The sequence below is a fragment of the Amycolatopsis sp. NPDC054798 genome (assembly GCF_053611505.1).
In genome coordinates this window covers 16,684-41,397 of record NZ_JBSHAM010000028.1, presented here as the reverse complement: position 1 = coordinate 41,397, position 24,714 = coordinate 16,684, and the positions used below count along the sequence as shown (strand labels likewise).

Below are 24,714 nucleotides of genomic sequence, written 5' to 3'. Positions count from 1 at the left end.
CTCCGGTCTGAAGGTTGTGCTGGGCAGCGGTCGGTAATCGGCAGGCTGGCGGGGTTGTCGACCATGTTGTTCGGCGGGGTGCGCGCCACCGGGCGATCTCCGTATGGCAGCGCGCCGCCCCGGCGGCCTCGGCAAGGCAGCGCGTCGCCCCGGCGGTCGCCGCCAGGGCAACACGCCACCCCGCTATGTCGTCGAGCGGCTCAGCAATCGCTCAAGCCAGGACTCGCGCGCCGCGACACACGCTTTAGCCAGCGCGGACTCAGGTGCGAGGTCGTAGAAGCCGTGGAACGCACCGCCCCAGACGTGTAGTTCGGCTTCGCCTCCGGAGGACCAGATTGCGCTCGCGAAGGCGACGTCCTCGTCTCGGAAGACCTCCGCCGCGCCGACGTCGATGAAGGTGGGTGGGAGGCCGCTCAGGTCGGTGGCTCGGGCGGCTGCCGCGTACGGCGAGACGGCGGCGGTTCCCCGGCGGGCGCCGAGGACTGCTGTCCACGCGGTCCGGTTGCTTGTCCGGTCCCAGACGCCGGTGCCGTCGTATTGGCGGGACGACGCCGTCTCGTCACGGTCGTCGATCATCGGGCATTGCAGCAGCAGGCCGAGCAGCGCTGGGCCGCCGCGATCGCGGGCCAGCAAAGCGGTTCCGGCGGCGAGTCCTCCGCCGCCGCTGCCGCCGAACAGCACCAAGCGGTCGGGGGCGAAGCGCAGGGCGGCCGCGTTGGCGGCTGTCCAGCGCAAACCTGCGTAGCAGTCTTCTACCGGCACGGGGTCGGGGTGCTCCGGGGCCAGCCGGTATTCGGCGGTGACGGCGACTGCGTCGTACTTCAGCACCCAGTCGATCAGCGGGCCCGCTCCGGCGAACCGGTCTCCCATGACCATTCCGCCGCCGTGGAGGTGGTAGATGCCTGGGCCGGGAGTTTCGTGGTCCACGCGAGAAAGGACGGAGACGTCGATCTCCGCGCCGTCGTAACCGGCGATGGTGTGGTGTGCGCAGTGGACCGGGCGGTCGCCGATTTGTTCTTCGATACTGGGAAAAGGGAGGGTGCGGTAGTGCTGCAGCTGGTCCGCGGTCATGCCGACTGGCACGTGGCCGTCGAGTGTCGGCAGCACGGCGGCGAGTTCCGGATCGAAGGGTGGGCGCGGCATTTCCTGTGGCATGGAGTGCTCCTGGACGTCATCGTTTCCGTCGCCTGCAACCGGCCCGCGACTGGCGCGCAGCTGAGCGCGCGCAGGCGGGAACGCGTGAGGCGAAAGGGAAATTCGGTGGGCAAGAGTCGTTGCCAGGGCACCGTCGGCCGGTAAGCCGTCGAGAACCTGGCGGCTAGCCTCTGTCCACCTCGATGAGCATGGGCCGAGAATACCCTACCGGCGGGGAATCCGTGCCGACTTTTCGGAGGCCGCGCCCGAAACCGCTGTCCGGTAAGGACTTTGCGGATCGTGGTCGAGGCCAGCAGAATCGACGGTCGTGACGGTCATCCTCGCCATACCCCGAACTGAATCCGCGCCTGCCTTGCAGCTGCGCCCGTGGCGGCTGGAGGATCGGCGGGCGCTGGTCGCCGCGCATCGCGATCCGTTGCTGCGCCGCCGGTTGACGACTTCCCTGACTGATGACGCCGACGCCCGGCGATGGCTGGACGCCCAGGCCACCGGCTGGGAGTCCGCGGCACAGTTCAGCTTCGCGGTGGTGACCGACGACGACGCTCCCCTCGGCCACGTCGTCGTGAAGGTGCGGGACGATGGTGGCGCTGAGGTCGGCTATTGGACGGCCGCCCAGGCTCGGGGGCGCGGCATCGCGGCGCGGGCGCTGGAAACTGCCTCGCGGTGGGCGCTCGGCACGCAGCAGATCGTCCCGGTGCGTCGTCTGGACTTGCTGCACGCTGAGGACAATCCGGCTTCCTGCCGGGTCGCGGAGAAATGCGGCTACGTCCTCGATGAACTGCTGCCACCCGCGCCGCCGGACTTCCCGGTCAGCGGACACCGGCACGTGCGCACCTCGGGAGGCTGAGGCGTTCGCGGGTCGATGGAGCGGGCATCGGTCACAACCACGGACGCGGACATGACCGGTTAATGGGATCGGCCGCGACCTGCAGGACCCTACGACAACTCGTCACGCCGACGGATCAGGCAGCCCGTCTCAGCAGCATTGCGTAGAGCCGCACTCGTCCGGTTCTACGGCAGCTCAGCCCGGCGACGGACCGGGCAGTCAGTCTCAGCCGCGTTGCGATAAACCGCGCCTATCCGACGCTACGGCAGCTCGACTGGTCGACGGATCAAGTAGCCAACAGCGGCACCGTAAACCGCACAAGCCCGGCGCTACCGCAGCTCGACCAGGCGACGGACCAGCCAGCCAGCAGCGTCGCCGTAAACCCCACTCGCCCGACGCTACGACAACTCAGCCCGGCGACGAGCCAGCGAAGCAGTCTCCGCAGTATTGCCAGCCAACTCGATCGCCCTGTCGTAAGCCACACGCGACTCCTCGTTACGGCCCAGCCGCCGCAGCAGGTCAGCGCGAGTGGCGTGGTACGGGTGGTACCCGGCCAGTCTGTCGGCGAGCTGGTCGACCACCGTCAGCGCGGTCTCCGCTCCGTCCAGTTCGGCGACCGCGATCGCGCGGTTCAGGGCGACGATCGGCGAGGAGTCGACGCGGACCAACTGGTCGTAGAGGGCGAGGATCTGCGACCAGTCGGTCTCGCGCATGTCGCGGGCGGACGTGTGCACGGCGTTGATCGCGGCCAGGATCTGGTACCGGCCTGGCGCGACCCCGGCGGCGAGGCGTTCGCGCACCAAGCGGTGGCCTTCGGCGATGAGCGACGCGTCCCAGGCGGCACGGTCTTGCTCGTCCAGCGCGACGAGTTCGCCGGAGGACGAGACTCGTGCAGGACGGCGAGCTTCGGTGAGGAGCATGAGCGCCAGCAGGCCGGTCGCCTCGCCGTCGCCGGGGAGGAGGGCGCGGATCAGGCGGGTCAGCCGGATCGCTTCGGCGGTCAGGTCCTGGCGCACCGGGTCGGTGTCGGGGCCGGTGGCGAGGTAACCCTCGTTGAAGGCGAGGAAAAGGACCGTGAGGACGCCGGAGACCCGGGCCGGGAGGTCTTCGGCGGAGGGCACTCGGTACGGGATGCGGGCGGCCTTGATCTTGGCTTTCGCCCGCGTGATCCGTTGTCCCATAGTGCTTTCGGCGACCAGGAAGGCGCGGGCGATCTCGGGCACGGTCAGGCCGCCGACCATGCGCAGGGTCAGCGCGACCCTGGCTTCGGCCGCCAGTGCCGGGTGGCAGCAGGTGAAGATCAGCCGCAACCGGTCGTCGTCGATGGGGCCGGGAGGCTCGGGCGGGTCGTGCACGGTCTGAGCCTCCTTGTGCTTGTCGTCGCGTTTGTTTTCGCGGCGGAGGCGGTCGATGGCTTTGCGGGCGGCGGTGGTGGTCAGCCACGCGCCGGGGTTGGGCGGCACGCCGTCGGACGGCCAGCGCTCGACCGCGGTCGCGAACGACTCGGCGGCGGCTTCCTCGGCGATGTCCAGGTCGCCGAAGCGTTTGGTCAAGCCGGCGACCACCCGGGCCCATTCCTCGCGGTGGGCCTGGGCGATCGCCTCGCGGACGTCGCTCATGCTCATCCGGCCAGGAACGGCCGCACCTCGACCTTCCGGTGGCACGATTTCGACCCCTCGGCGGCGAGTTTGAGCGCCGCGTCGAGGTCGGGAGCCTCGACGACCCAGAAACCGGCCAGGTACTCCTTGGACTCCAGGAACGGCCCGTCGGTGACCATCGTCTCCGCGCCCCGGTTGTCGACGACCGTCGCGGTGTCGGGCAAGGCGAGGCCGCCGGCGAAAACCCAGTGGCCGTCGGACTGGAGCCGGTCGTTGAACACGTCCACGGCGGCGCGCTCTTCGGCGGTGCCGAGGCTCGGCTGGTCGTGCACGACGGAAAGCAGATATTGCATCCGAAGGATCCTCTCGCGGGTTGTCGAGTCAGCGGCCCACGTACTGCGGACGTCCGGCCGGGCGCCAGACCTGGGTCGTCACGCCCTTCGTGTCCACTCGCGACTCAACCAGATCGAGCGCCAGGTCGGGGCCGTTCTCCGGGAACAGCCGGACGCCCTGTCCGACGATCACCGGGATCACGATCAGGATCATCTCGTCTACCAGGCCCTGTTCCAGCAGCCACCGGACCAGGGTGCCGCTGCCGTGCACCTGCAGTTCGCCGCCCGGTGCGGCCTTGAGGTCCGCGACGGCGGCCGCCAGATCGCCGGACAGAACCGCGGTGCCCGCCCACGCCGGATCGGCGAGCGTCGCCGAGGCCACGTACTTCGGCCGCTCGTTCAGCGCCCGCAGGGTGCGCTCCCAGCCGGGGGCGTCCTCGGCCGTCATGGCTCCCCACGAGCTGGCGAACAGGTCGTACGTCCGCCGGCCGAACAGGAAAGCGTCGGCGCGCTGGTAGGTCTCGTTGATGAACGCCACGGTGTCTTGGTCGCCCTTCCCCAAAGCCCATCCGCCGCGTTCGAACCCGTTGCGGCGGTCCTCGTCCGACGCTCCGCCGTTGCCCTGCACGACCCCGTCAATGGTCAACTGCGTCACGGTCGTCAGCTTCATGGTCGCGGTTCCTTCTCCTCGTCGCCGCCCCTCGCGGGCGGCCTCACCCCTGCTACGAAGACCGCCGACCCGATCCGACACCGCGTCCCGAACTTTCTCGGAAAAATTTTCGAGCGCTAGCCGCGTGCCTCCAGCCAGGCGACCACGGCACGGACGAAGCCGTCGACGCTCGACAGGGGTTTGCCTGCGAAGACCGCGTGGAGGTGCTCGACGCCGATCGGGTCGTTCCAGGCCCGGGCGCGGCGGAAGGTCTCATCGTCGGCGGCTGCGCGAAGGACGTCCCAGCCGTGCCAGGTGGCGACGAGTGCGGCGTCGATCGCCGGGTCCGCGAGGGTGGCCAGGTCCCAGTCGAGGACACCGGTCAGCTTGCCGTCCGCGCCGAAGTGGACGTTGCCGCCGCCGAGGTCGCCGTGGACGAGTCTGGCCGGGGCCTCTTCGAGAGCGAGCAGGGTGTCGAACCGTCGCTGGACTCCCTCCTGCCACTTCTCCGGCAGGCGCGGGACGACGTCGGCCAAGATCTCCGCCCAGCCCAGGCCGTTGGCATATCTGCGCGGCCGGTGGAGAACCGCTTCCAGGGCCGGTGAGATCTCAACCTCGCGCAGTGCTGTCAGGAGCGGGCCGAACGCCGCCGGGTCTCCGACGCCTTCCGGCAACCCCTCGCCGTCGATCCACGAAACCGCGACGGCCGCGCGGTCGCCGAACATGGTCACCGGAGTCAGCGGCTCCGGTACGGCGAAGGGCAGACCGGCGGCTGCGACGGCGCGAAGGATTTCGACCCGGCGCGGCAGTTCGGCGGCGGCGTCGGGGCGTTTGCTGATCCGCACCGCGGCGACGCCGGGCAGCAGCACCACGTGGTGCATATTCCCTTGCGCGGCAAGGCGAGCAGAGCCAACAGGAGCGTCCGGGAGGAGTGTTTCGGCGACTTCCAGGAGGTCAGCGGGGACCGGTTGAGCCATCCCCCGATGATGTCGCACCGCTACCGGCGCGGTGGCAATGGCACCACGTCCAGATCCCGCGCCACGTGGATCTCCCCGTCGAACACTTTCGCGGCTTCGTCGCGGAACCGGTCCGCCTCCTCGTACGGGTAGCGCTGCGAAAAGTGCGTCAGCAGCAGTTCCCGGGCCCCCGACTCGGCGGCGAGCCGGCCGGCGTCGGTGCTGGTCAGGTGACCGTAGCGGTACGCCAGCTCGGCATCGTCGGCGCGGAAGGTCGATTCGGCGATCAGCAGGTCCGCCTCGCGCGCGCAGGCGAACGCGCCCGCGCACAGGCGCGTGTCCATCACGAACGCGACCACCTGACCCCGGCGCGGCACGCTCACGTCCTCCAGCCGGACCACGCCGTCGGCGGTCTCGAGCACGCCGTCGGCCTGGAGCTTTCGTATCGCCGGGCCTTGGACGCCCGCGGCGGCGAGCGCGTCCGGCAGCATCCGGACTCCGTCCGGTTCGGCGTAGCGGTAGCCGAAGCAGTCGATGCGGTGTTCCAGCGGGTACGCCGACAGCGCGCCGCCCAGCGGACCCGGCGCGGAGACCGGCAGCGGGACCAGCTCGGCACGTTCGTGGAACGACGTCGAGTGCCGCAGCCGGTCGAAGTACTCCTGGCCGGACGCCGGGTAGTGGCAGCGCACCGGATGCGCGACGCCGTCCAGCGACAGCCGCTGGACGATGCCGGCGAGGCCGAGGCTGTGGTCGCCGTGGAAGTGGGTCACGCACAGGTGGGTGAGTTCGCTCGCCGTCGCGCCGGCGTACATCATCTGCCGCTGGGTGCCCTCGCCCGGATCGAAGAGGACACCGTCGGTGTCGAAGCGCAGCAGGTAGCCGTTGTGGTTGCGGTGCCGGGTCGGCGTCTGGCTCGCCGAACCCAGCACGACTAGCTCGCGTCGGGACATGACGATCATCTTCGCGCCGATCCCGCACCCGCCGCCACCGAAATGAACTCCGCGGAAACAGCGGCGGCCGTCCGGGATGAATTGTCCCGGACGGCCGCGCACAATTGCCGAATGAATTCGATCGGTCACTTTCCGCGAATTCGATCTTCACCCGCTCCCGGGAATTGCGAGCGTTTCCCGGTACCAGTTCCGGGCCTGCGCCATTCGGACGCCGAGCCCTGGTCCGGGGGACACGCCGGTGACATCCCAGACCTTTCCGCTGGCGTACCAATGGTCCCGGGTGAGCAGCGACCACTGGTGCCCGCTGAGCCACGGCGCACGCGCCCGGTGCTCGGCGAGCGGCCGGTCGCGATCGGGAACCGGCAGGTCAAGCAAGGTGCAGACGGCTTCGAGCAGCTCGCGCATCCGCACCGGCTCCGGGTCGGCCACGTGGAACACCTCGCCGGGCAGGCCCAGTGCCGGGTCCAGCGCAAAGGCGCTGAGCACAGCAGCGAGATCCCACGACGACACCACTGATGTCCGCGAGGCGCCGCCGTCTGCCCACGCCGGCACCGCCCGCAGCCACTTCACCAGCGCGGGGACCACGTGCCGGTCACCGTCGCCGTACACCAGATGCGGCCGCAGAACGATCCCGCCCGCGGCGCGCACCTGCTGTTCCCCGGCCAGCCTGGTGCGGCTGGTGACCGAGGCGGGCCCGAGGTCGAGCGTGTCCTCGAGCGCGCCCCGATGCTCGCCGTCGCGGTAGACCGCGCAGGTGCTGAGGCAGACGATGCGGCGCGTGCCCGCGCGGTGCGCCTCCGCGAGGAGCCGGGCCGTGCCGCGATCGTTGACCTCAGCGCATTCTTCTTCGGTGCCGCCGATCCGGGACGCGGCGTGCACAAGCGTCGTGACGCCCGTGCACGCCCCGGCCAGCCCGGCGGCGTCGGTGAGGTCGCCTCGGTGGATCCGCGCGCCGGATCGCGTGATCCACTCCGGCACCGCACCGCGCGCCAGCACCCGCACCGCGGCGCCGCGGGCGAGCAACGCCCGCAGCACCGCCGAGCCGATGAACCCGGTCGCTCCGGTGACGAGGATTTCCCCGGTCGTACTGTCCGCCCCCAGGCCGGCAGTCATGACCTGCGCATCGCCAGGGTGCCGGACGCCACGGGACGGCCCTTCTGCTCCGCGACCACGCGCACCAGGCTGGACCCGTCCTCGTCGGTGCCGATCTCTTCGGCCGTCAGCAGGCATTCGGAGTCGAACTCGATGTAGACGGAGAACTCGAAGTCCGAACGCAACGGCAGCGCGTACGGGTCGCCGAGCGTCAGCAGCGCCGCCTGCCGCGCGCCTTCCAGCAGCACCATGCCCGGGACGTGGTCCACCGAGTGGTCGAACAGGACCGGGTGGTCCGGATCGAACTGCAGGGACCAGGAACCGGGCTTCGCGGTCTCCGCGATCAGCACGTCTTCCTTGCGTTCCCGGCCGACGAGGCCCGGGTCCACGGTGGGCAGCGCGATGGCCTGGAACGGCGTCGCCGCGAAGTGGTCGCCGCGCAACCGGCGGTAAACCGCCGGGGACACACAGCGAATGGTTTCCGTTGCGGTGCCGATCAATTCGCTGCCGCGGAAGCAGCCGAACTCGAACCGCATGCCGCCGATGGCACCGCCCCGGCGGAGCACGTCCTGCACGCTCGCCCGGAGCACCACGTCGATCGGCCTGCCCTCGGTGACCAGCCCTTCGGGGGTGATAGAGCTGGTCTTGCGGCCGGAGACGAACGCGGTGCCGAGCGAGACGCCGTACGCGCGGTGCGCGACCAGCATGATCGCCTGGCGGAACGTTTCCAGGTACAGCATGGGATCGTGCGATCCCGGAGTGCGCGGGCCGAAGAACCCGTGCCGGCGCGGCCACTGCGCGCCGACCTCGAACCGGTCCTCGCCCACGATGTTCAGATCAGTGACGAACACTTCCGAGACGGCCGCGCGATGCACGAGATTGCGCGGGATCGTCTGCTGGAAGTCGATCGGGCTTCCGCCCGGCGAACTCTCGCCGTCGATCATGAAGGTTCTTCTGACAGACTCCTCTAACAATGTACCGACCATGTCGGTCCTCCCAGAAAAAAAGAACTTCCCCAGTACCCCCACAACATTTCTAGCGGAAACGAGCGGACAAAACCATACCTACCTACCGGTTTTTTTCTCTGGCTCCGGGGCTGGCGCGGGGGTAGACTGAAGAGTCAGCATGGCCCGAGATGGGCCCGCAATCCCCCGAAAGGAGTCACAGTGGCTCGCCAGGAACGCGCGGAGCAGACCCGCAATGCCATCCTCGACGCGGCCGCGTCCAGGTTCGACGCGGTCGGCTTTCTCGGTGCGAGCCTGTCGGACATCCTCGCCGAGGCCGGAGTCACCAAGGGCGCGCTGTACTTCCACTTCAAGTCCAAGGAAGAACTGGCGGACGCTCTGATCAACGAGCAGTTCACCGTGTGGGACCCGCTGGCCGACATCGAGAGCCCGGGGCTGCAGACGGTCATCGACCTCACCCAGAACATGGGGCACAGCCTGCGCAAAGACGTGCGCGTGCGCGCCAGCATCCGGCTGGTCATCGAGCAGGGCTCGTTCGTCACGCCCGCCGCGGGCGCGTACAAACAGTGGACCGACACCATCCACGGCTGCCTGCTCGCCGCGAAAGCGGCGGGCGACGTGCGCAAAGACGTCAACGCGCACGATCTCGCGCAGTATGTGGTCGCGTCGTTCACCGGGAGCCAGCTCAGCTCGCAGGTGCTGACCGGGCGGACCGACCTGCACGAGCGGGTCACGTTCATGTGGCAGACCATTCTGAACGCGGTGGTCCCGCCCCGGCGGCTGCACAAGTTCGATCCGGCCGGGACTTTTCCGCCTGACGCCTAGTGAGGCCGGGCTCGCGGGCTGAAAACCGGACGGTCGGTTCGTGGGTCCCGCTGAATGCGGCGGTGAAGCCGGGAATCCCGTCAGGCGTTGCGACGGGCAGACCGCTCAGGCACCGGTCGCCTCGGCAGGCGAAACGATCGGCTCGCGACTCCGCCGAAGGCGACACCGACAACCAGAACGCCGGACCGAGAACGTCCGGCGAGCCCACCGCGTCTAGCGGATCGTCGTCCGTGCCGGAGCGGCTGTCCTCGGCGGCACCCAGCTCCGCGCCGTCGTCGCCCGCGTCGTCGGCTCCGGCGGCGAGCCAGCCCGGGCAGCCCGGCGGTCAGCCAGGGCAGCACGGTCTGGGTGCGAGAACTCTGGGAAACCGCCAGGTCTTGCGGCAGGCAAACCGCTCAGGCACCAGCCGCGTCGGCGGGCGAACCGATCGGCTCGCGACCCCGCCAACACCAACACAGCGCGAGAACCCCTTCCGGTCTCGCGACAGGCAAGCCGCTCAGGAGCCAGTCGCCTCCGCAGCAGACGAATCCGCCGGCTGCGCCGCCTCGATCACCCGCCACAGCTCGGAAAGCGTGCTCGCCAAATCCGTACCGGCCGGGATCGTCCCGCTCGCCGCGGCCGATTCCAGGCCCACGCAGGTCACCACGACCAGCAGCGCCGCCATGTCCGGCCGGACGTGCGGGCTCAGCTCCCCCGCTCCGTGCGCCGCGGCGATGTGCGCGCGCACCTGGCCCAGCCAGGCCCGGACGAAAGCCACGAACCGCGGGTCGTTGGAGCCCATTTCGCGGGCCAGCCGGAAACTCGCGCCCACCTTCGCGTCCTCGGCCAGCCAGCCCATCAGCGCCCGGCTCAGATCGGCCAGCCTGCGCAGGTGCGGGCGGCGTCCGCGCGCTCGCGCGACGTGCTGATGCAGGACCGCGACGGCCGCCGATTGCACCTCGTCGCAGATCTCGTCCTTGGACGAAAAGTGGAAGTACAGGCCGCCCTTGGTCACGCCCGCCTCGCGCGCGATGTCCACCATGCTCGTGGCCGCGTAGCCGTCGCGGTGCAGCAGTGCCGCCGCCGCGTCCAGCAGCAGGAGCCTGGTCAGCTCCGCACGGGCCTGTTTAGTCACCGTCTTCCCCATCGTCTCGCGCCGGCAACGGCACGGCGTGCGTTCCGACCGCTCCAGCATGACATACCGACCGCCCGGTTTACCAGAGATCCCGCCCGATTACCTGGCCGCGGTCGCACATTCAAGATCAAAACAGACCAACCTCCCGGTTTTGTCTTGAAAACCGACCTCCCGGTTTGCTATGGTTCGGTGGTGGACCCGGCTCGGACCGGCAGGCAGCGGCGCTGGGGGCGCCGCCGGACGGGTCCGGCGCGAGAGACACCGGAGGCAGTCATGCTGAACTACGAAATTCTCGGACAGATCAGAGTGAGCGGCCGGCCCGGCGTCTGCGCCCCGCGAGCCCGCAAGATCGAGACCCTGCTGGCCGTGCTGCTGGCGAAGAACAACCAGGTGGTGACCGCCGAGCACCTGATCGGCGAGATCTGGGGCGAGCACCCGCCGGCGCGGGCGAGCGCGGCGCTGTACGTCTACGTGTCGCAACTGCGGAAACTGTTGCGCGGCACCAGCAAAGATGCGGAAGAGAGCCCAGTAGTCACCAGTCCGCGCGGGTATTCGCTGCACGTCGGCATCGACGAACTCGACGCCGACCGCTTCACCCGGCTTTACGAGCAGGGCCGCACGCTGCACTGGGACCGCGGCTACGGCCAGGCCGCGAAGGTGCTGCGCGAGGCCACGAACTTGTGGCGCGGCGCGGCTTTCGGCGGTTTCACCGACTCCCCTGACGTGCAGGCGTACGCCACCCTGCTCGAGGAGAGCCGGCTCGGCTGCCTCGAACTGCTGATGGAAACCGAACTGCTCATCGGACGCCACCGCGAGGTCGTGGGCCAGCTGTCCGCGCTCGCGAAGGAGCACACTCTCCGCGAGACCTTCACCGAATACCTGATGACCGCGCTCGCGCGGTCGAACCGGCGGGCCGAGGCGCTGGAGACGTTCGCGTCGGCGCGCCAGAATCTGGTGCAGCAGCTGGGCATCGAGCCGGGGAGTTCGCTGCGGAAGCTGCATCACAGCATCCTGGTCGGGGAGATGTCGGACGCGGTCTGATCCTGTTCCGCGCCCTTCCGGCCCGGTCTTCCGCCACAAGCGGGGGCCGGGCCGTTTTTCTTGCCTGCCAAGCATTTCACGGGAGGGCCTCCCCAGGGGTGCACCACCCTCGGGGAGGCCCTCCCGACCCCTCAGCTGCGATAAACCGAAACGACGAATCCCCCGCAGGTAACGGGTTCTCCGTACCAACCGCCCCACCGGCTGTCGAGAGCGAGACCGGCCAGTTCGGCCATCAGGTCCAGCTCCGCGGGCCACACGTACCGCAACGGCAGCGCGGCGTCGGTCAGGTGCACGATCTGCCGCACGTCGTCCACCGCCTGTACGCGGGCGTCGGCGACCCAGCAGGCCGGGTCCGGATGCCGTCCCTGGACCACGAGAGCGCCGCCGGGGCGCAGGAGTCGGCTGTAGCGGCCGATCGCGCGCAGCTGGTCTCGCTGGTCGGGCAGGCGGGAGAGCACGTCCGCGCCGAGGTATCCGGCGTCGAAGCGCGGGCCGGGTTCCAGGTGGACCTCGTAGCCCTCTCCGGCCAGCGCGTCCGCGACCGGGCCGCCGCCGGGGACCAGCACGCGGCCGGCGCCGTGGCGCGGGGACACGCGGTCGGTCACTTCGGAGAGGAACGCGACCGCGCCCGCTGGGTCGTCCGCGAGCGGAGCCAGCCACGCGGTCACGGGATCGACCGGCGTTTCCATCACCCGGGTCGGCATTGCCGCCACCTCACTTCACGCAGTGGTCCTCTCTACTCCACAGAGAGTGCCGGAGCGACCTAAAGCCGACCTAGCGGAGTCGGGGGCCCCTAGGCACGGCGAAAGGGCGACCCGCTCGAAGCGGGTCGCCCTTTACCTGAAGAAAGAAGCTCAGCCCTTGGTGCGCCGGTTGAACTTGCGCACCGCGAGGAACGAGGCCAGCGCGGTGATCGCGCCCCACCAGACGAGCGCGAGCCACGGGGTGGCGCCGGCGGGGGTGCCGTTCATCAGCGCCCGCACGGCGTCCATCAGGACGGTGAACGGCTGGTTGTCCACGATCGCCCGCAGCACGCCGGGCATCGCCTGGGTCGGCACGAGCGCGCTGGAGGCGTACGGCACGAACACGAGGATCATGCCGAGCCCGCCGGCGCCTTCGACCGTCTTGGAGATCGAGCCGAGCAGCACCGCCAGCCAGAAAACGCCGGCCGCGAACAGCACCAGCAGCCCGATCGCGGCGAGCCAGCCGAGTGCGCTGCCGCCGGGGCGGAAGCCGACCGCGAAGCCGATCGCCACCATGATCACGAACGACACGAGGCTGCGCAGCATCCCGGCGGCCACGTGGCCGACCAGCACGGCCGGGCCGAACATCGGCATCGAGCGGAAGCGTTCCACGAGGCCCTGGGTGAGGTCCGCGGCGACGCCGACCACGGTGGTCGTCGAGTTGAAGCCGATGCTGATCGCGAGCAGGCCCGGCACGAGGTAGTCGACGTAGGCCATGCCGGGCACGTTGATCGCGGGCCCGAACATGAAGCGGAACAGCAGCAGCAGCACGATCGGCAGCGACACCGCCTGCAGCAGCATCTCCGGGTTCCGCGTGATGTGCTTGACGTTGCGCCCGATCAGCACGCGGAAGTCGGACAGCACCGAGGCCAGCCCGGAGCTTTCGGGCGCCGCGGGGATCTGCGCCCCCTCGGTTTCCCTGGACAAGGTCTGGGTCATCACTTCGCTCCCGCGGTTGAGGTGAGGGTGTGGAACACGTCGTCGAGGGTCGGTTCGGACAGCTCGATCCCGCCGGGCTCGAGCCCGGCGTCGGCGACCCGGTTGAGCGTCGCGCGCACCTGGCCGGGGTGGTCGATCGGGACGCTGACCGTCTCGTCCAGCAGCACGCCGCCGGTGACCTGCTGCGCGCGGCCCGCTTCGGCGACCGAGGCGAAGGTCAGCTTGAGCCGTTCGGTGCCGACCCGGCGCTTCAGTTCGGTGGCGGTGCCCTCGGCGACGACGCGGCCCTTGTCGATGACCGCGATCCGGTCGGCGAGCTGGTCGGCCTCGTCGAGGTACTGCGTGGTGAGCAGGACCGTGGTGCCGCCGTCGAGCAGTTTGCGGATCGCGTCCCACATCGCCGCGCGGCTGCGCGGGTCGAGGCCCGTGGTGGGCTCGTCGAGGAACAGCACCGGCGGCGAGGTGATCAGGCTGATCGCGAGATCCAGCCTGCGGCGCATGCCGCCGGAGTACGTCTTGACCGGACGCTCCCCCGCTTCCACGAGGTCGAACTGCGCGAGCAGTTCGGTGGCCCGCTGCTTCGCCTTCGGGGTCGGCAGGTGGAACAGCCGTCCCATCATTTCCAGGTTTTCGCGGCCGGTGAGCAGGTCGTCGACCGCGGTGTTCTGTCCGGTGAGGCCGATCTGCTCGCGGACCTTGCGGGTGCGCTTGGCGACGTCGTGCCCGTTCACTGTCACAGTGCCGCCGTCGGCCTCCAGGAGGGTGCTGAGGATCCGCACCGTCGTGGTCTTGCCGGCGCCGTTGGGGCCCAGCAGTGCGAACATCGTGCCCCGCTCGACGCTGAGGTCGACGCTTTCCAGGACGTCGACATCGCCGTAGGACTTGCGCAGCCCCCGTGCTTCGATTGCGTAGCCGGTGACCATCGGGTTACCTCTCCTCGGTTCGGTCAAGCGGGGAAACTGTCGGGATCAAGTGGGCCACAGCGGCCGCGAGAGCGGCAATACCGCGCGGGCCCGATAGGGGTGGGCTAATCGTCGTCCCCACCCCCGATTGCCATGCTGATCAACGCGTCGGTGTCCAGCTCGTCGATCGTGTCCTCGTCCACCGCGGACAGTTCCGGCTCGTCCTCGGCGGCGGCCTGCTCCGGGATCTGGAGTCCGGCCAGTTCGAGCAGGCCGTCCAGCAGGCCCGCCGAACGCAGCCGCTCCAGCGGGATCGCGGCCAGCGCGTCCCGGATTCCCTGGTCCGACAACGGTTCCGGCGCGGCGTCGGCCGGGGCCAGCTCGGAGACCAGGTGCTCGGCGAGGATCCGCGGCGTCGGGTAGTCGAAGATCAGGCTGACCGGGAGCTTCAGGCCGGTGACGAGGCTGAGCTTGTTGCGGAACCCGGTGGCGGACAAGGAATCGAAGCCGACCTCGTTGAACGAGCGGTCCGCTTCCACCGCCTCCGGACCGGCGTGCCCGAGCAGCGTCGCCGCGTGCGTGCGCACCAGGGTGAGCACGGTCGGCACCCGCTTGCCCGGCGGGAGCGCGCCGAGTTTCTGCGCCAGCGATTCGGTGTCCTCCACCGCGTCCTGAGCCGCGCGACGGCCGCGAGTGCCGGCGAGTTCGCGCAGGACGGCCGGGAGGTCGTCGTCGCCGGACGACGCCAGTACGCGAGTGTCCAGCGCGATCGGCACGAGCAGCGGTTCGGGAGAACCCGCTGCCGCGTCCAGCAGCCGCAGACCGTCCTCTGTGGACAGCGCGGTGATGCCGGTTTCGCCGATGCGGTGGGCATCCGCGTCCTCCAGCGCCGCGCCCATGCCGCCGCCCCAGAGGCCCCAGGCGAGCGAGGAGCCCGCGAGACCTTCGCGCCGGCGACGGACCGCCAGTGCGTCGAGGTAGGCGTTCGCGGCGGCGTAGCTGCCCTGCCCCGGTGCGCCGAGGACTCCGGCGGCCGAGGAGAACAGGACGAACGCGGTCAGGTTGCGGTCGCGGGTCAACTCGTCGAGCGTTGCCGCGGCGTCGACCTTCGGACGCAGGACGTTGTCGAGACGGTCCGGGGTAAGAGAAGTCAGTACCCCGTCGTCCAGGACACCGGCCGCGTGCACGACTCCGCGCAGGTCGATTCCTTCCAGCAGCGCGGAAACCGCGGCGCGGTCGGCCACGTCGCAGGCGGCGAGCGTGACTTCGGCGCCGAGTCCGGTCAGTTCGTCCCGCAGCTCGGTCGCGCCCGGTGCGTCCGCACCGCGACGGCTGACCAGCAGCAGGTTCTCCACGCCGTGTTCGGTCACCAGGTGCCGGGCGACGGAACCGCCGAGCGCTCCGGTCGCGCCGGTGATCAGCACCGTGCCGTTGGGATCCCAGACCGGGGCGGCTGCCGCGTCAGCGGCCCGTTGCAGGCGTGGCACCAGCACCGCTCCGGCGCGCAGAGCGACCTGTGGTTCGTCCGACGCGGACACCGCGGCAAGGGTGCGGCCGCTAGGGGTTCCGGTGCCGAGGTCGACCAGGGTGATCCGGTCCGGATGCTCGGCTTGCGCCGAACGGACCAGTCCGGCCACCGCGGCTCCGACCGGGTCGGGGCTTTCCTCCGCGCCGGCCGCGACCGCGCCTCGGGTGACCACCAGCAGGGAGCCTTCCGGACGGGCGAGGAACGTCTGCAGTTCGCCGAGAACCCGGTGCAGTTCCGTGTGGACGTCATCGCCTGCCGAGGGCAGCACCACCAGGCCGGAGGCGTCGCCGATGCTGGTCGCAACGGTGGCGCCAAGGGCTTCGGTGAGGCCGAACGAGTCGTCGCCGACCACGGTCCAGTCGGTGACCTCGGCGACCGCGTCGAGGTCGGTCTGCTCCCACGCGAGGCGGAACAGCGACTCCATGCCACCGGTTTCGGCGGCCTGCGGCTGCGCGGACATCGGGCGCAGCAGCAGCGAATCCACCGAAGCGACCGGCGCGCCGGTACCGTCGGCGATCTTCAGTGTTGCTGCACCGGAGCCGATCTGCTTCACGTGCACCCGCAGGGTCGTCGCGCCGACTGCGTGCAGCCGGACGCCTTCCCACGCGAACGGAAGCGCCGGTTCGTCGCCGACCGCTCCGGAGACGCCAATGGTGTGCAAAGCGGCGTCCAGAACAGCCGGGTGGATACCGTATCGGTCCACATCGGACACTGAAGCGGGAAGCTGGATCTCCGCGAACGCTTCCCTGTCGCCCTTCCACGCAGCGACGAGACCGCGGAACGCCGGACCGTACGCGAGACCGTCGGCGGCAAGTTCCTCGTAGGTGCCTTCGAGCTGGACCTGCTCGGCGGCGGGCGGCCAGGCGGAGAGGTCGAACTTCTCCGACTTGCTTGCCTTGGCCAGACGTCCAGTGGCGTGCCGGGTCCACGGGACACCGTCCGCCGCGCCTTCCGGTCGAGAGTGGACGGTGAAGGTACGGCTGCCGTTTTCCGCGGCGTCGAGCGCGAACTGGACGCGCACGCCGGTCCGTTCCGGCACCACCAGCGGGTACTCCAGCGTCAGCTCTTCCAGACGCGGGCACCCGGCCTCGTCACCAGCGCGGATCGCCATCTCGACGAAACCAGTGCCGGGGAACAGGATCGAGCCGCCGACGACGTGGTCAGCCAGCCACGGGTGGGTTCCGACGGACAGCCGTCCGGCGAACAGGAGACCATCCGCACCGGCCAACTCTGTCGCGGTGCCGAGCAACGGGTGATCCTCCTGGCCCGGCGCGGTGGCCGTGCTCTCCAGCCAGTAACGCTGGCGCTGGAACGGATACGTCGGCACCGGTACCGAGTGCGCACCGGTCGGTGCGTAGATCGCCGCCCAGTCGACATCGACGCCGCTGACGTGCAGCTGAGCGACACCGGTCAGCGCAGCGACCGCTTCGTCCTGCCCCTTGTGCAGCAACGAGGCGAGCACGAGACCGTCCGGACGCTCGTCCAGGCAGGCGTCGGCCATCGCGGTGAGCGTGGTGTCCGGACCCAGTTCCAGGAACCGGGTCACGCCGTCCGCAGCGGCGCGAGTGACCGCGTCGCGGAACTGCACGCCTGCGCGGACCTGGTTGACCCAGTACTCCGGCGAAGTCAGGTCGTCAGCGGGTTCGCCGGTGACCGTGGAGATGATCGGGATCCTCGGCTCCGCATAGGACAGTCCTTCCGCGACAGTGCGGAATTCGGCGAGCATCGGGTCCATCAGTCGTGAGTGGAACGCGTGCGAGACGCGAAGTGGCTTGGTGCGCTCGAACTTCGCCGCCACATCAGCGACCGCTTCCGCGGCACCGGAAATCACGACTGCGGTCGGGCCGTTCACCGCGGCAATGTCCACAGTGTCCCCAGCGGCTCCGCGCACCGCCTCGGGCGTCCCGTCGACCGCCACCATCGCGCCGCCGGTCGGCAATGCCTGCATCAACTTGCCGCGAGCGACCACGAGTTTCGCGGCGTCGGCCAGCGAGAACACGCCAGCGCAGTGCGCGGCGGCGAGTTCACCGATGGAGTGCCCCGCCAGCAGATCCGGCTTCACGCCCCAGGCCCGGACCGTACGGAACAGCGCGACTTCCAGCGCGAACAGCGCCGGTTGCGTCCAGCGGGTCTCGTCCAGGCCGTCGCCGCTTTCGATTACTTCACGCAGCGGACGATCGAGGTGCTTGTCGAGTTCGGCGCACACCTCGTTGTAAGCCTCCGCGAAGGCCGGGTACCGCGCCGCCAGCTGCGTGCCCATCTGAGCCCGCTGCGAACCCTGGCCCGCGAACAGGAACGCAGTACGACCGCTGCCGGTGGCAATGCCGCGCACGACGCCGCGCGCGTCCTCCTCGTCCACCAAGGCCGCCAGCCCGCGCACGAACTGCGGTGAACGGCTGCCGATCAGGACTGCCCGGCGGTCGAACGCACTGCGCGTGGTCGCCAGGGAGAGACCGATGTCGGCGAGGCTGCCTTCCGGCTCTTCGTCCACATAGGACATCAGTTGCTCCGCCTTGGCCCGCAACGCAGCCGCGCCGCGTCCCGAGACCGGCCAGGCGACCGGGCCGTCATACTCCGGACCGGTCGAGGCGGTGACCTCACGACGGTCGCCTTCCTCCAGGATGACGTGCGCGTTCGTGCCGCTCACACCGAAGGACGAGACGCCGACGCGGCGGGTGTGGCCGTTCGGCAGCCACTTCACCGGCTCGGCGAGCACCCGCACCGCGCCCGTGGACCAGTCGATCTCGCTGGACGGCTTGCCCACGTGCAGCGTCGCGGGGAGTTCACCGTGCCGCATCGCTTCGATCATCTTGATCACGCCAGCTGCGCCCGCAGCGGCCTGGGTGTGCCCGATGTTCGACTTCACCGAACCGATCCACAACGGACGGTCCGCTGACGTCTGCGTGCCGTAAGTCGCCAGCAGCGCCTGGACTTCGATCGGGTCGCCGAGCTTCGTGCCGGTTCCGTGCGCTTCGACAGCGTCCACATCGGACGGCTCCAGTCCAGCGTCGGCTAGCGCGGCGCGGATCACCCGCTGCTGCGCCGGACCGTTCGGCGCGGTCAGGCCGTTCGAGGTGCCGTCCTGGTTCACCGCACTGCCCTTGAGGATCGCGAGCACCGGGTGACCGTTGGCGCGGGCGTCGGAAAGGCGCTCCAGCACCAGCACGCCGACGCCTTCCGACCAGGTCGTACCGTCGGCGTCGTCGGAGAACACCTTGCACCGGCCGTCAGCCGCGAGACCTTGCTGACGACTGAATTCCACAAAGGTCTCCGGCGTGGCCATCACCGTGACACCGCCCGCCAACGCGAGCGAGCAGTCGCCGCCGCGCAGCGCCTGCGCCGCCATGTGCATCGCGACCAGCGAAGACGAGCACGCGGTGTCGACGGAGACGGCCGGTCCTTCAAGGCCGAGGGTGTAGGAAACCCGGCCGGTGACGATCGATCCGGCACTGTTCGCGCCCACGTAGTCGTGGTACTGGACGCCCGCGTACACGCCGGTCGGGCTGCCCTTGAGCGAGACCGGGTCGATCCCGGACCGCTCCAGAGCCTCCCAGGACGCTTCGAGCAGCAACCGCTGCTGCGGGTCGATCATCGGCGCTTCCTTCGGCGAGACGCCGAAGAACGTCGGGTCGAAATCGCCCGCGTCGTAGACGAATCCGCCGCGTGCGACGTACGTGGTGCCCGGGCGGCGGCCGGTCGGGTCGAGCAGGCCGTCGATGTCCCAGCCGCGGTCGGCCGGGAAGTCCCCGATCGCGTCGCGGCCCTCGGCGACCAGTTCCCACAGCTGTTCCGGCGAGGTGACGCCACCGGGCAGCCGGCAGGCCATGCCGACGACCGCGATCGGTTCCTCCGAGTTGTCCTTAATGGACACCGTCTTGACCTCGACCGCCGTGCCAGCCAGCTCGTCCAGCAGGTGCGAGGCAAGCGCGGTCGGCGTCGGGTGGTCGAAGATCAGCGTGGCGGGCAGCCGCTGGCCGGTGGCCGCGGTGAGGCCGTTGCGAAGCTCGATCGCGGTCAGCGAGTCGAAGCCGAACGACTGGAACTGCGCCGACGGCTCGATCTCGTGCGCCGCACGGTAACCGAGCACGGTGGCGGCGTGGCTCCGCACCAGTTCCAGCACCGCGTCGCGGCGATCTTCTTCCGGAAGACCGAGCAGCCGTGCACCGAACGAGTCCACTGAGGACTCGGCAGCGGCGGCGACCCGACGCGTCGTGCGGCCGACAAGCTGCTCCAGCGTGCGCGGGAGCCGGTCGAGTTTGCGCAGCACCGGCAGGTCGAACTTGGCCGGGACGGCGGTCGGCTTGCGGACGGCGATGGCGCGGTCGAACATCGCCAGACCCTCCGCGGTGGACAGTGGCACGATGCCGCTTGCCGCGAGCCGCTGCACTTCCTCCTCGGTGAGCGTGCCGCCCATGCCGCCGACCTCGCCCCACAGGCCCCAGTCCAGCGACAGACCCGGCAAACCGTGCGCGACGCGGTGCGACGCGAGGGCGTCCAGGTACGCGTTGGCGGCGGCGTAGCTGCCCTGGCCGGGCGCGCCGAGTACGCCGGAGACCGACGAGAACAGCACGAACGCGGACAACGCGATTTCGCGGGTGAGTTCGTGCAGGTTCAGCGCGCCGTCGACCTTCGGGGCGAGCACGGCGTCGACCCGCTCCGGGGTGAGCGCGGTGACCACGCCGTCGTCGAGAACGCCGGCGGCGTGCACGACCGCGGTGAGCGGATTTTCCGCGGGCAGCGAAGCCAGGACGCCGGCCAGTGCCTCACGGTCGGCGACGTCGCAGCGCTCCAGCCGGACGTCGACCTCGCTTTCGCGCAGTTCGGCGGCCAGCTGGTCGAGAGCCGGGGTGATCCGGCGGCTCAGCAGCAGCAACCGGCGGACGCCGTGCTCGGCGACCAGGTGGCGGGCGAGTTTTCCGCCCAGCGCGCCGGACGCGCCGGTGACCAGCACCGTGCCGTGCGGGCAGAAGTACGGCCGCTCCAGCTCCGGCGTCGTGCGGACCAGCCGGGGCACGAGGACCGCGCCGAGCCGGACCGCCGCCTGCGCCTCGCCCGAGGCCAGGACCTGCGGCAACACTGTTTCCGGGGTGGTCTCGGCGTCGAGGTCGAGCAGGACGAAGGCGTCCGGGTTCTCCTCCTGTGCGGAGCGGACCAGGCCCCAGACCGCCGAAGCGGCGAGGTCGGTGACGTCCCCGGCGGCCGGGACCGCGCCGCGCGTGACCACGACGAGCCGGGCTTGCGCGGGGTGGTCCTCGGCCAGCCATGACTGAAGCCCAGCCAGTACGCGGTGGGTCAGTTCGTGCGTCTCCGCAGCGGTGCCGGATTCGCCGACGCACTCCAGGATCTGGGCATCGGCAGTGTCCACAGTGGTCTCGACTTCCGCCGACCGCTGCCATTCGATCCGGTAGAGCGGAGCGGCCTGTTCGGCGACCGGAGCGGAGAACGCGCGGAATACCGTCTCGGCGACCGTGGCGACCGGAGCCCCGGTCGGGTCGGCGAGGGCGATCTCGAAACCGTCCTCTGTGGTCGGCGTGAACCGCACCCGCAGCGCGGACGCACCGGTGGCGTGCAGCTCAACCCCGGTCCAGCAGAACGGAACCCGGCCGACACCGCCGTCACCGCCACCGGCGACGCGCAGCGCGTGCGTGCACGCGTCGAGTGCGGCCGGGTGCAGACCGAAGCGTTCGGCGTCGCTGTCTTCCGGCAAAGCAACCTCGGCGAAGATCTCACCGTCGCGCTGCCAGACCGCTTGCAGCGAACGGAAAAGCGGGCCGTAGGTCAGGCCAGTGTCGGAGAAATCGTCGTACAGACCGTCGATGGCAACCGGCTCCGCACCTGCGGGCGGCCATTCGGTCAGCTCGGTACCGCCGCGAGCCGACTGAGGAGCGACGCTGCCGCTTGCGTGCAGAGTCCAGTCCGCGTCCTCGTCTTCGGGTCGCGAGTGGACAGTCACCGTGCGGAGGTCGCGCTCCCCCGCCGCACCCACGGTGACCTGCACCTGGATGCCGCCGCGGGCGGGCAGGACGAGCGGGCTGCCCAGCGTCAGTTCCTCGATCCGGCCGGAGCCGACCTGGTCCCCGGCACGGACGACCAGTTCCAGGAACGCCGTACCGGGCACGGTGACCGCATTGCCGAGCTGGTGTTCGGCCAGCCACGGGTGCGTCTCGACGGACAGCCGGCCAGTGAGCACGACGCCGTCGGTGTCGGCGAGCGCGACGGCTGCGCCGAGCAGCGGGTGCCCGGCGGACGTCAGCCCGGCCGCGGTGACCTCGTCGCGGTTGGCGCGGGCGTCGAGCCAGTAACGCTTGCGCTGGAAGGCGTATGGCGGCAGGTCGACTCGCCGGGCACCGCGGTCGGCGAAGACCGCGGCCCAGTCCGGGGTCAGGCCGCTGACGAAAAGTTCGGCCAGCGCGGTGAGTGCGGCGGCCGGTTCTTCGCGGTCCTTGCGGAGCACCGGAACCACGAAGGCGTCGGAGGTCTGGCGGACCAGCGCGGACAGCACACCGTCCGGGCCGACCTCGACAAACCGTCCGGCACCTTGTTTGGCAAGGGTTGTGACGCCGTCGTGGAACCGGACCGCGGCGCGGACCTGGCGCACCCAGTAGTCCGGAGTGGACATGTCGACGTCCGGGCCGACCGTGGAGACCAGCGGGATTTCCGGCTGGCGGTAGGTCAGGCCCCGGGCCACGGCGGCGAACTCGGCGAGCATCGGTTCCATCAGCGGCGAGTGGAACGCGTGCGACACCTTGAGCTTCGAAGACTTCCGTCCCTCGAACTGCGCCACCACAGCCGCGACGGCTTCCTCCGTGCCGGAAAGCACCACGGAGTCCGGGCCGTTGATCGCGGCGATGCTGACCTGATCGTTCAGCTGCGGCGTGACCTCTTCCTCGGTCGCCTGCAGAGCCACCATCGAACCGCCGGACGGCAGCGCCTGCATCAGGCTCGCCCGCGCGGCCACCAAGGCAGCGGCGTCGGCGAGCGAGAAGACACCGGCGACGTGCGCGGCGGCGAGTTCGCCGATCGAGTGGCCGAGCAGGAAGTCCGGCTTGATCCCCCACGACTCCAGCAGCCGGAACAGCGCTACCTCGATCGCGAAGAGCGCGGGCTGGGTGTAGCCGGTTTGGTTGATCAGGCGTGGTTTCTCGAACAAGACTGTCTTGAGTGGACGGTCGAGGTGCTGGTCCAGTTCGGCGCAGACCTCGTCCAGTGCCGCGCGGAAGACCGGGAAGGCAGCGGCCAGCGCAGCGCCCATTCCGGCCCGCTGCGCGCCCTGGCCGGAGAACAGGAACGCGGTCAGCCCTTCCACCTGCGTGCCGATGACGACGTCCGGAGTGGCGACGCCGTCCGCGAGTGCGGCGATGGCCTGCTGCGGGTCCTCGGCCAGCACCACCGCGCGGTGCGCCAGCGGCGACCGCGAGGTGGCGAGCGAGAATCCCAGGTCAAGGGGGGTCGCTGAGGAGCCCACCAGCTGAGCCGCCTGCGCCCGCAGCGCCGAGCTGCCGTGGCCAGCCAGCGGCAGCGGAACCGCGACACCCTCAGGCCAGCTCGGCGGCACCGGCTCAACGGCCTCGACCGGAGGCGCTTCCTCCAGGATTATGTGCGCGTTCGTGCCGCTCACGCCGAACGAGGAGACACCCGCGCGACGCGGCCGGTCCCCGGCGTCCCACGGACGTTCGGTGCGCAGCAGCTCCACCGCGCCGGAGGTCCAATCGACCTCTGTGGACGGTTCGGTGACGTGCAGTGTGCGAGGCAGCAGACCGTGGCGCATCGCCTGCACCATCTTGATCACGCCGCTGACCCCGGCCGCCGCCTGCGCGTGGCCGATGTTCGACTTGATCGACCCCAGCCACAACGGCTCGGTGCGGTCCTGGCCGTAAGTGGCCAGCAAGGCTTGCGCCTCAATGGGATCGCCGAGCGTGGTGCCAGTGCCGTGGCCCTCGACAGCGTCCACATCGGACGCCGACAGCCGGGCGTTGGCCAGCGCCTGCCGGATCACCCGCTGCTGCGAGGGACCGTTCGGCGCGGTGAGGCCGTTGGACGCGCCGTCGGAGTTCACCGCGGAGCCGCGCACGACCGCGAGCACCGGGTGTCCGTTGCGCTGCGCGTCGGAAAGCCTTTCCAGCAGCAGCGTTCCCGCGCCCTCAGCCCAGCCGGTGCCGTCCGCGCTGTCCGAGAACGCCTTGCAGCGACCGTCTGCGGCCAAGCCGCGCTGACGGCTGAACGCGAGGAACGGGCCGGGGCGCGACATGATCATGACGCCGCCCGCCAGCGCGAGCGAGCAGTCCCGCTGCCGCAGCGACTGCACCGCCAAGTGCAGCGCGACCAGCGAGGACGAGCACGCGGAGTCGATCGTGACGGCCGGGCCCTCCAGCCCGAGCGCGTAGGCGATCCGGCCGGAGATGACCGAGCCGGCGTTGCCGGTGCTCAGGTAGTCCTCGACCTCGCCCGCGAGCACCGACGGCGGCAGCTCGTCGTAGTAGTCCTGCCCGCCGCTGCCGACGAACACTCCGACCTGCTGTTTCGCCAGCGAGTGCGGCGCGATGCCGGCCCGTTCGAAGGTCTCCCACGCCAGCTCCAGCACGATCCGCTGCTGCGGGTCCATCGCCAGCGCCTCGCGGGGCGAGATGCCGAAGAACGGCGCGTCGAACTCGCCCGCGTCGTGCACGAACCCGCCTTCGGAGACGTAGCTCGTGCCGGGGCTGTCCGGGTCGGCGTCGAACAGCCGGTCCAGCGCCCAGCCGCGGTCGGAGGGGAACTCCCCGATCGCGTCGCGGCCCTCGGCGACCAGCTCCCACAGGTCGTCGGCGGACCGGACGCCGCCGGGATAGCGGCAGCCCATCGCCACGATCGCGATCGGCTCGGACTCGGCGGCCTCGACCGCACGCAGCCGCGCCCGCGTCTCCTGCAGGTTGGCGGTGACCCGCTTCAGGTAGTCGACCAGCTTGGTTTCGTCGGTCCTGGCTTCGTCAGACATCTGGAGAACCTCTTGTCGCGGTTTCGGGATGTCCGTGAAGGGCTCCTTGAGGGAATCTGATTCCCGGAAGGAGCCCTTCACCGCGAACGGGGGTCAGGCGCCGAGCGGCTCGTCGAAGTGGGCGA

General features: G+C 70.2%; 16 protein-coding genes and 1 pseudogene. 3 read left to right on the top strand and 14 right to left on the bottom strand.

Annotation, left to right across the window (positions count from 1 at the left end; all coding sequences use genetic code 11):
- Positions 1 to 183 precede the first annotated feature (183 nt).
- Positions 184 to 1,143: an alpha/beta hydrolase gene (locus tag ACWGIC_RS19095; RefSeq protein ID WP_452077314.1), complete on the bottom strand. Its 960-nt coding sequence runs from the start codon at positions 1,141 to 1,143 to the stop codon at positions 184 to 186.
- A 319-nt stretch (positions 1,144 to 1,462) separates the two neighbouring features.
- On the opposite strand from ACWGIC_RS19095, the gene ACWGIC_RS19090 reads away from it, so the two are divergent.
- Entirely contained in the window at positions 1,463 to 2,002 is a 540-nt protein-coding gene (locus ACWGIC_RS19090) for a GNAT family N-acetyltransferase (RefSeq protein ID WP_452077265.1), read from the top strand.
- Between the two features lie 377 nt (positions 2,003 to 2,379).
- Here the strand turns inward: ACWGIC_RS19090 and ACWGIC_RS19085 are convergent, their stop codons facing one another.
- From ACWGIC_RS19085 to ACWGIC_RS19055, 7 genes are all read right to left on the bottom strand, one after another.
- Positions 2,380 to 3,600, bottom strand: a complete 1,221-nt coding sequence (locus tag ACWGIC_RS19085; RefSeq protein ID WP_452077313.1) for an RNA polymerase sigma factor — start codon at positions 3,598 to 3,600, stop codon at positions 2,380 to 2,382.
- 2 nt (positions 3,601 to 3,602) lie between these two features.
- A complete protein-coding gene (locus ACWGIC_RS19080) occupies positions 3,603 to 3,932 on the bottom strand; it encodes a YciI family protein (RefSeq protein ID WP_452077264.1) in 330 nt (109 codons plus the stop codon).
- Between the two features lie 28 nt (positions 3,933 to 3,960).
- Entirely contained in the window at positions 3,961 to 4,581 is a 621-nt protein-coding gene (locus tag ACWGIC_RS19075; protein WP_452077263.1) for a dihydrofolate reductase family protein, read from the bottom strand.
- A gap of 116 nt (positions 4,582 to 4,697) precedes the next feature.
- The gene (locus tag ACWGIC_RS19070; protein ID WP_452077262.1) at positions 4,698 to 5,537 is read right to left on the bottom strand and encodes a phosphotransferase; all 840 of its coding nucleotides are present in this window, start codon (positions 5,535 to 5,537) and stop codon (positions 4,698 to 4,700) included.
- A gap of 20 nt (positions 5,538 to 5,557) precedes the next feature.
- Positions 5,558 to 6,466: a ribonuclease Z gene (locus ACWGIC_RS19065; protein ID WP_452077261.1), complete on the bottom strand. Its 909-nt coding sequence runs from the start codon at positions 6,464 to 6,466 to the stop codon at positions 5,558 to 5,560.
- Positions 6,467 to 6,613: 147 nt separating this feature from the next.
- Positions 6,614 to 7,579 carry an NAD-dependent epimerase/dehydratase family protein gene (locus ACWGIC_RS19060; RefSeq protein WP_452077260.1) on the bottom strand — a complete coding sequence of 322 codons (966 nt, stop codon included), beginning with the start codon at positions 7,577 to 7,579 and terminating at the stop codon, positions 6,614 to 6,616.
- Positions 7,576 to 8,502, bottom strand: coding sequence for a ScbA/BarX family gamma-butyrolactone biosynthesis protein (locus tag ACWGIC_RS19055; RefSeq protein WP_452077259.1), 927 nt, complete (start codon positions 8,500 to 8,502; stop codon positions 7,576 to 7,578). The genes ACWGIC_RS19060 and ACWGIC_RS19055 overlap by 4 nt, the downstream gene beginning before the upstream one ends.
- A 222-nt stretch (positions 8,503 to 8,724) precedes the next feature.
- Here ACWGIC_RS19055 and ACWGIC_RS19050 point away from each other — a divergent pair, with 222 nt between their 5' ends.
- Positions 8,725 to 9,348: a ScbR family autoregulator-binding transcription factor gene (locus tag ACWGIC_RS19050; protein ID WP_452077258.1), complete on the top strand. Its 624-nt coding sequence runs from the start codon at positions 8,725 to 8,727 to the stop codon at positions 9,346 to 9,348.
- A 496-nt stretch (positions 9,349 to 9,844) separates the two neighbouring features.
- Here the strand turns inward: ACWGIC_RS19050 and ACWGIC_RS19045 are convergent, their stop codons facing one another.
- Positions 9,845 to 10,462 (bottom strand): ScbR family autoregulator-binding transcription factor, encoded by a 618-nt coding sequence (locus ACWGIC_RS19045; RefSeq protein ID WP_452077257.1) that lies wholly within the window; start codon positions 10,460 to 10,462, stop codon positions 9,845 to 9,847.
- Positions 10,463 to 10,735: 273 nt separating this feature from the next.
- On the opposite strand from ACWGIC_RS19045, the gene ACWGIC_RS19040 reads away from it, so the two are divergent.
- Positions 10,736 to 11,503 carry an AfsR/SARP family transcriptional regulator gene (locus ACWGIC_RS19040; RefSeq protein WP_452077256.1) on the top strand — a complete coding sequence of 256 codons (768 nt, stop codon included), beginning with the start codon at positions 10,736 to 10,738 and terminating at the stop codon, positions 11,501 to 11,503.
- Positions 11,504 to 11,634: 131 nt separating this feature from the next.
- Here the strand turns inward: ACWGIC_RS19040 and ACWGIC_RS19035 are convergent, their stop codons facing one another.
- The 5 genes and pseudogenes from ACWGIC_RS19035 to ACWGIC_RS19015 form a co-directional block, all read right to left on the bottom strand.
- A complete protein-coding gene (locus ACWGIC_RS19035; protein WP_452077255.1) occupies positions 11,635 to 12,207 on the bottom strand; it encodes a hypothetical protein in 573 nt (190 codons plus the stop codon).
- A gap of 150 nt (positions 12,208 to 12,357) precedes the next feature.
- Positions 12,358 to 13,185, bottom strand: a complete 828-nt coding sequence (locus ACWGIC_RS19030; protein ID WP_452077254.1) for an ABC transporter permease — start codon at positions 13,183 to 13,185, stop codon at positions 12,358 to 12,360.
- Complete coding sequence (locus tag ACWGIC_RS19025; protein WP_452077253.1) at positions 13,185 to 14,108, bottom strand: ATP-binding cassette domain-containing protein; 924 nt, start codon at positions 14,106 to 14,108, stop codon at positions 13,185 to 13,187. The genes ACWGIC_RS19030 and ACWGIC_RS19025 overlap by 1 nt, the downstream gene beginning before the upstream one ends.
- Before the next feature lie 104 nt (positions 14,109 to 14,212).
- Positions 14,213 to 24,523, bottom strand: coding sequence for an SDR family NAD(P)-dependent oxidoreductase (locus ACWGIC_RS19020; RefSeq protein WP_452077312.1), 10,311 nt, complete (start codon positions 24,521 to 24,523; stop codon positions 14,213 to 14,215).
- Positions 24,497 to 24,589: pseudogene (locus ACWGIC_RS19015) on the bottom strand (polyketide synthase docking domain-containing protein); the annotation flags it as partial. The pseudogene ACWGIC_RS19015 and the gene ACWGIC_RS19020, both read right to left, overlap by 27 nt.
- Between the last annotated feature and the right edge of the window lie 125 nt (positions 24,590 to 24,714).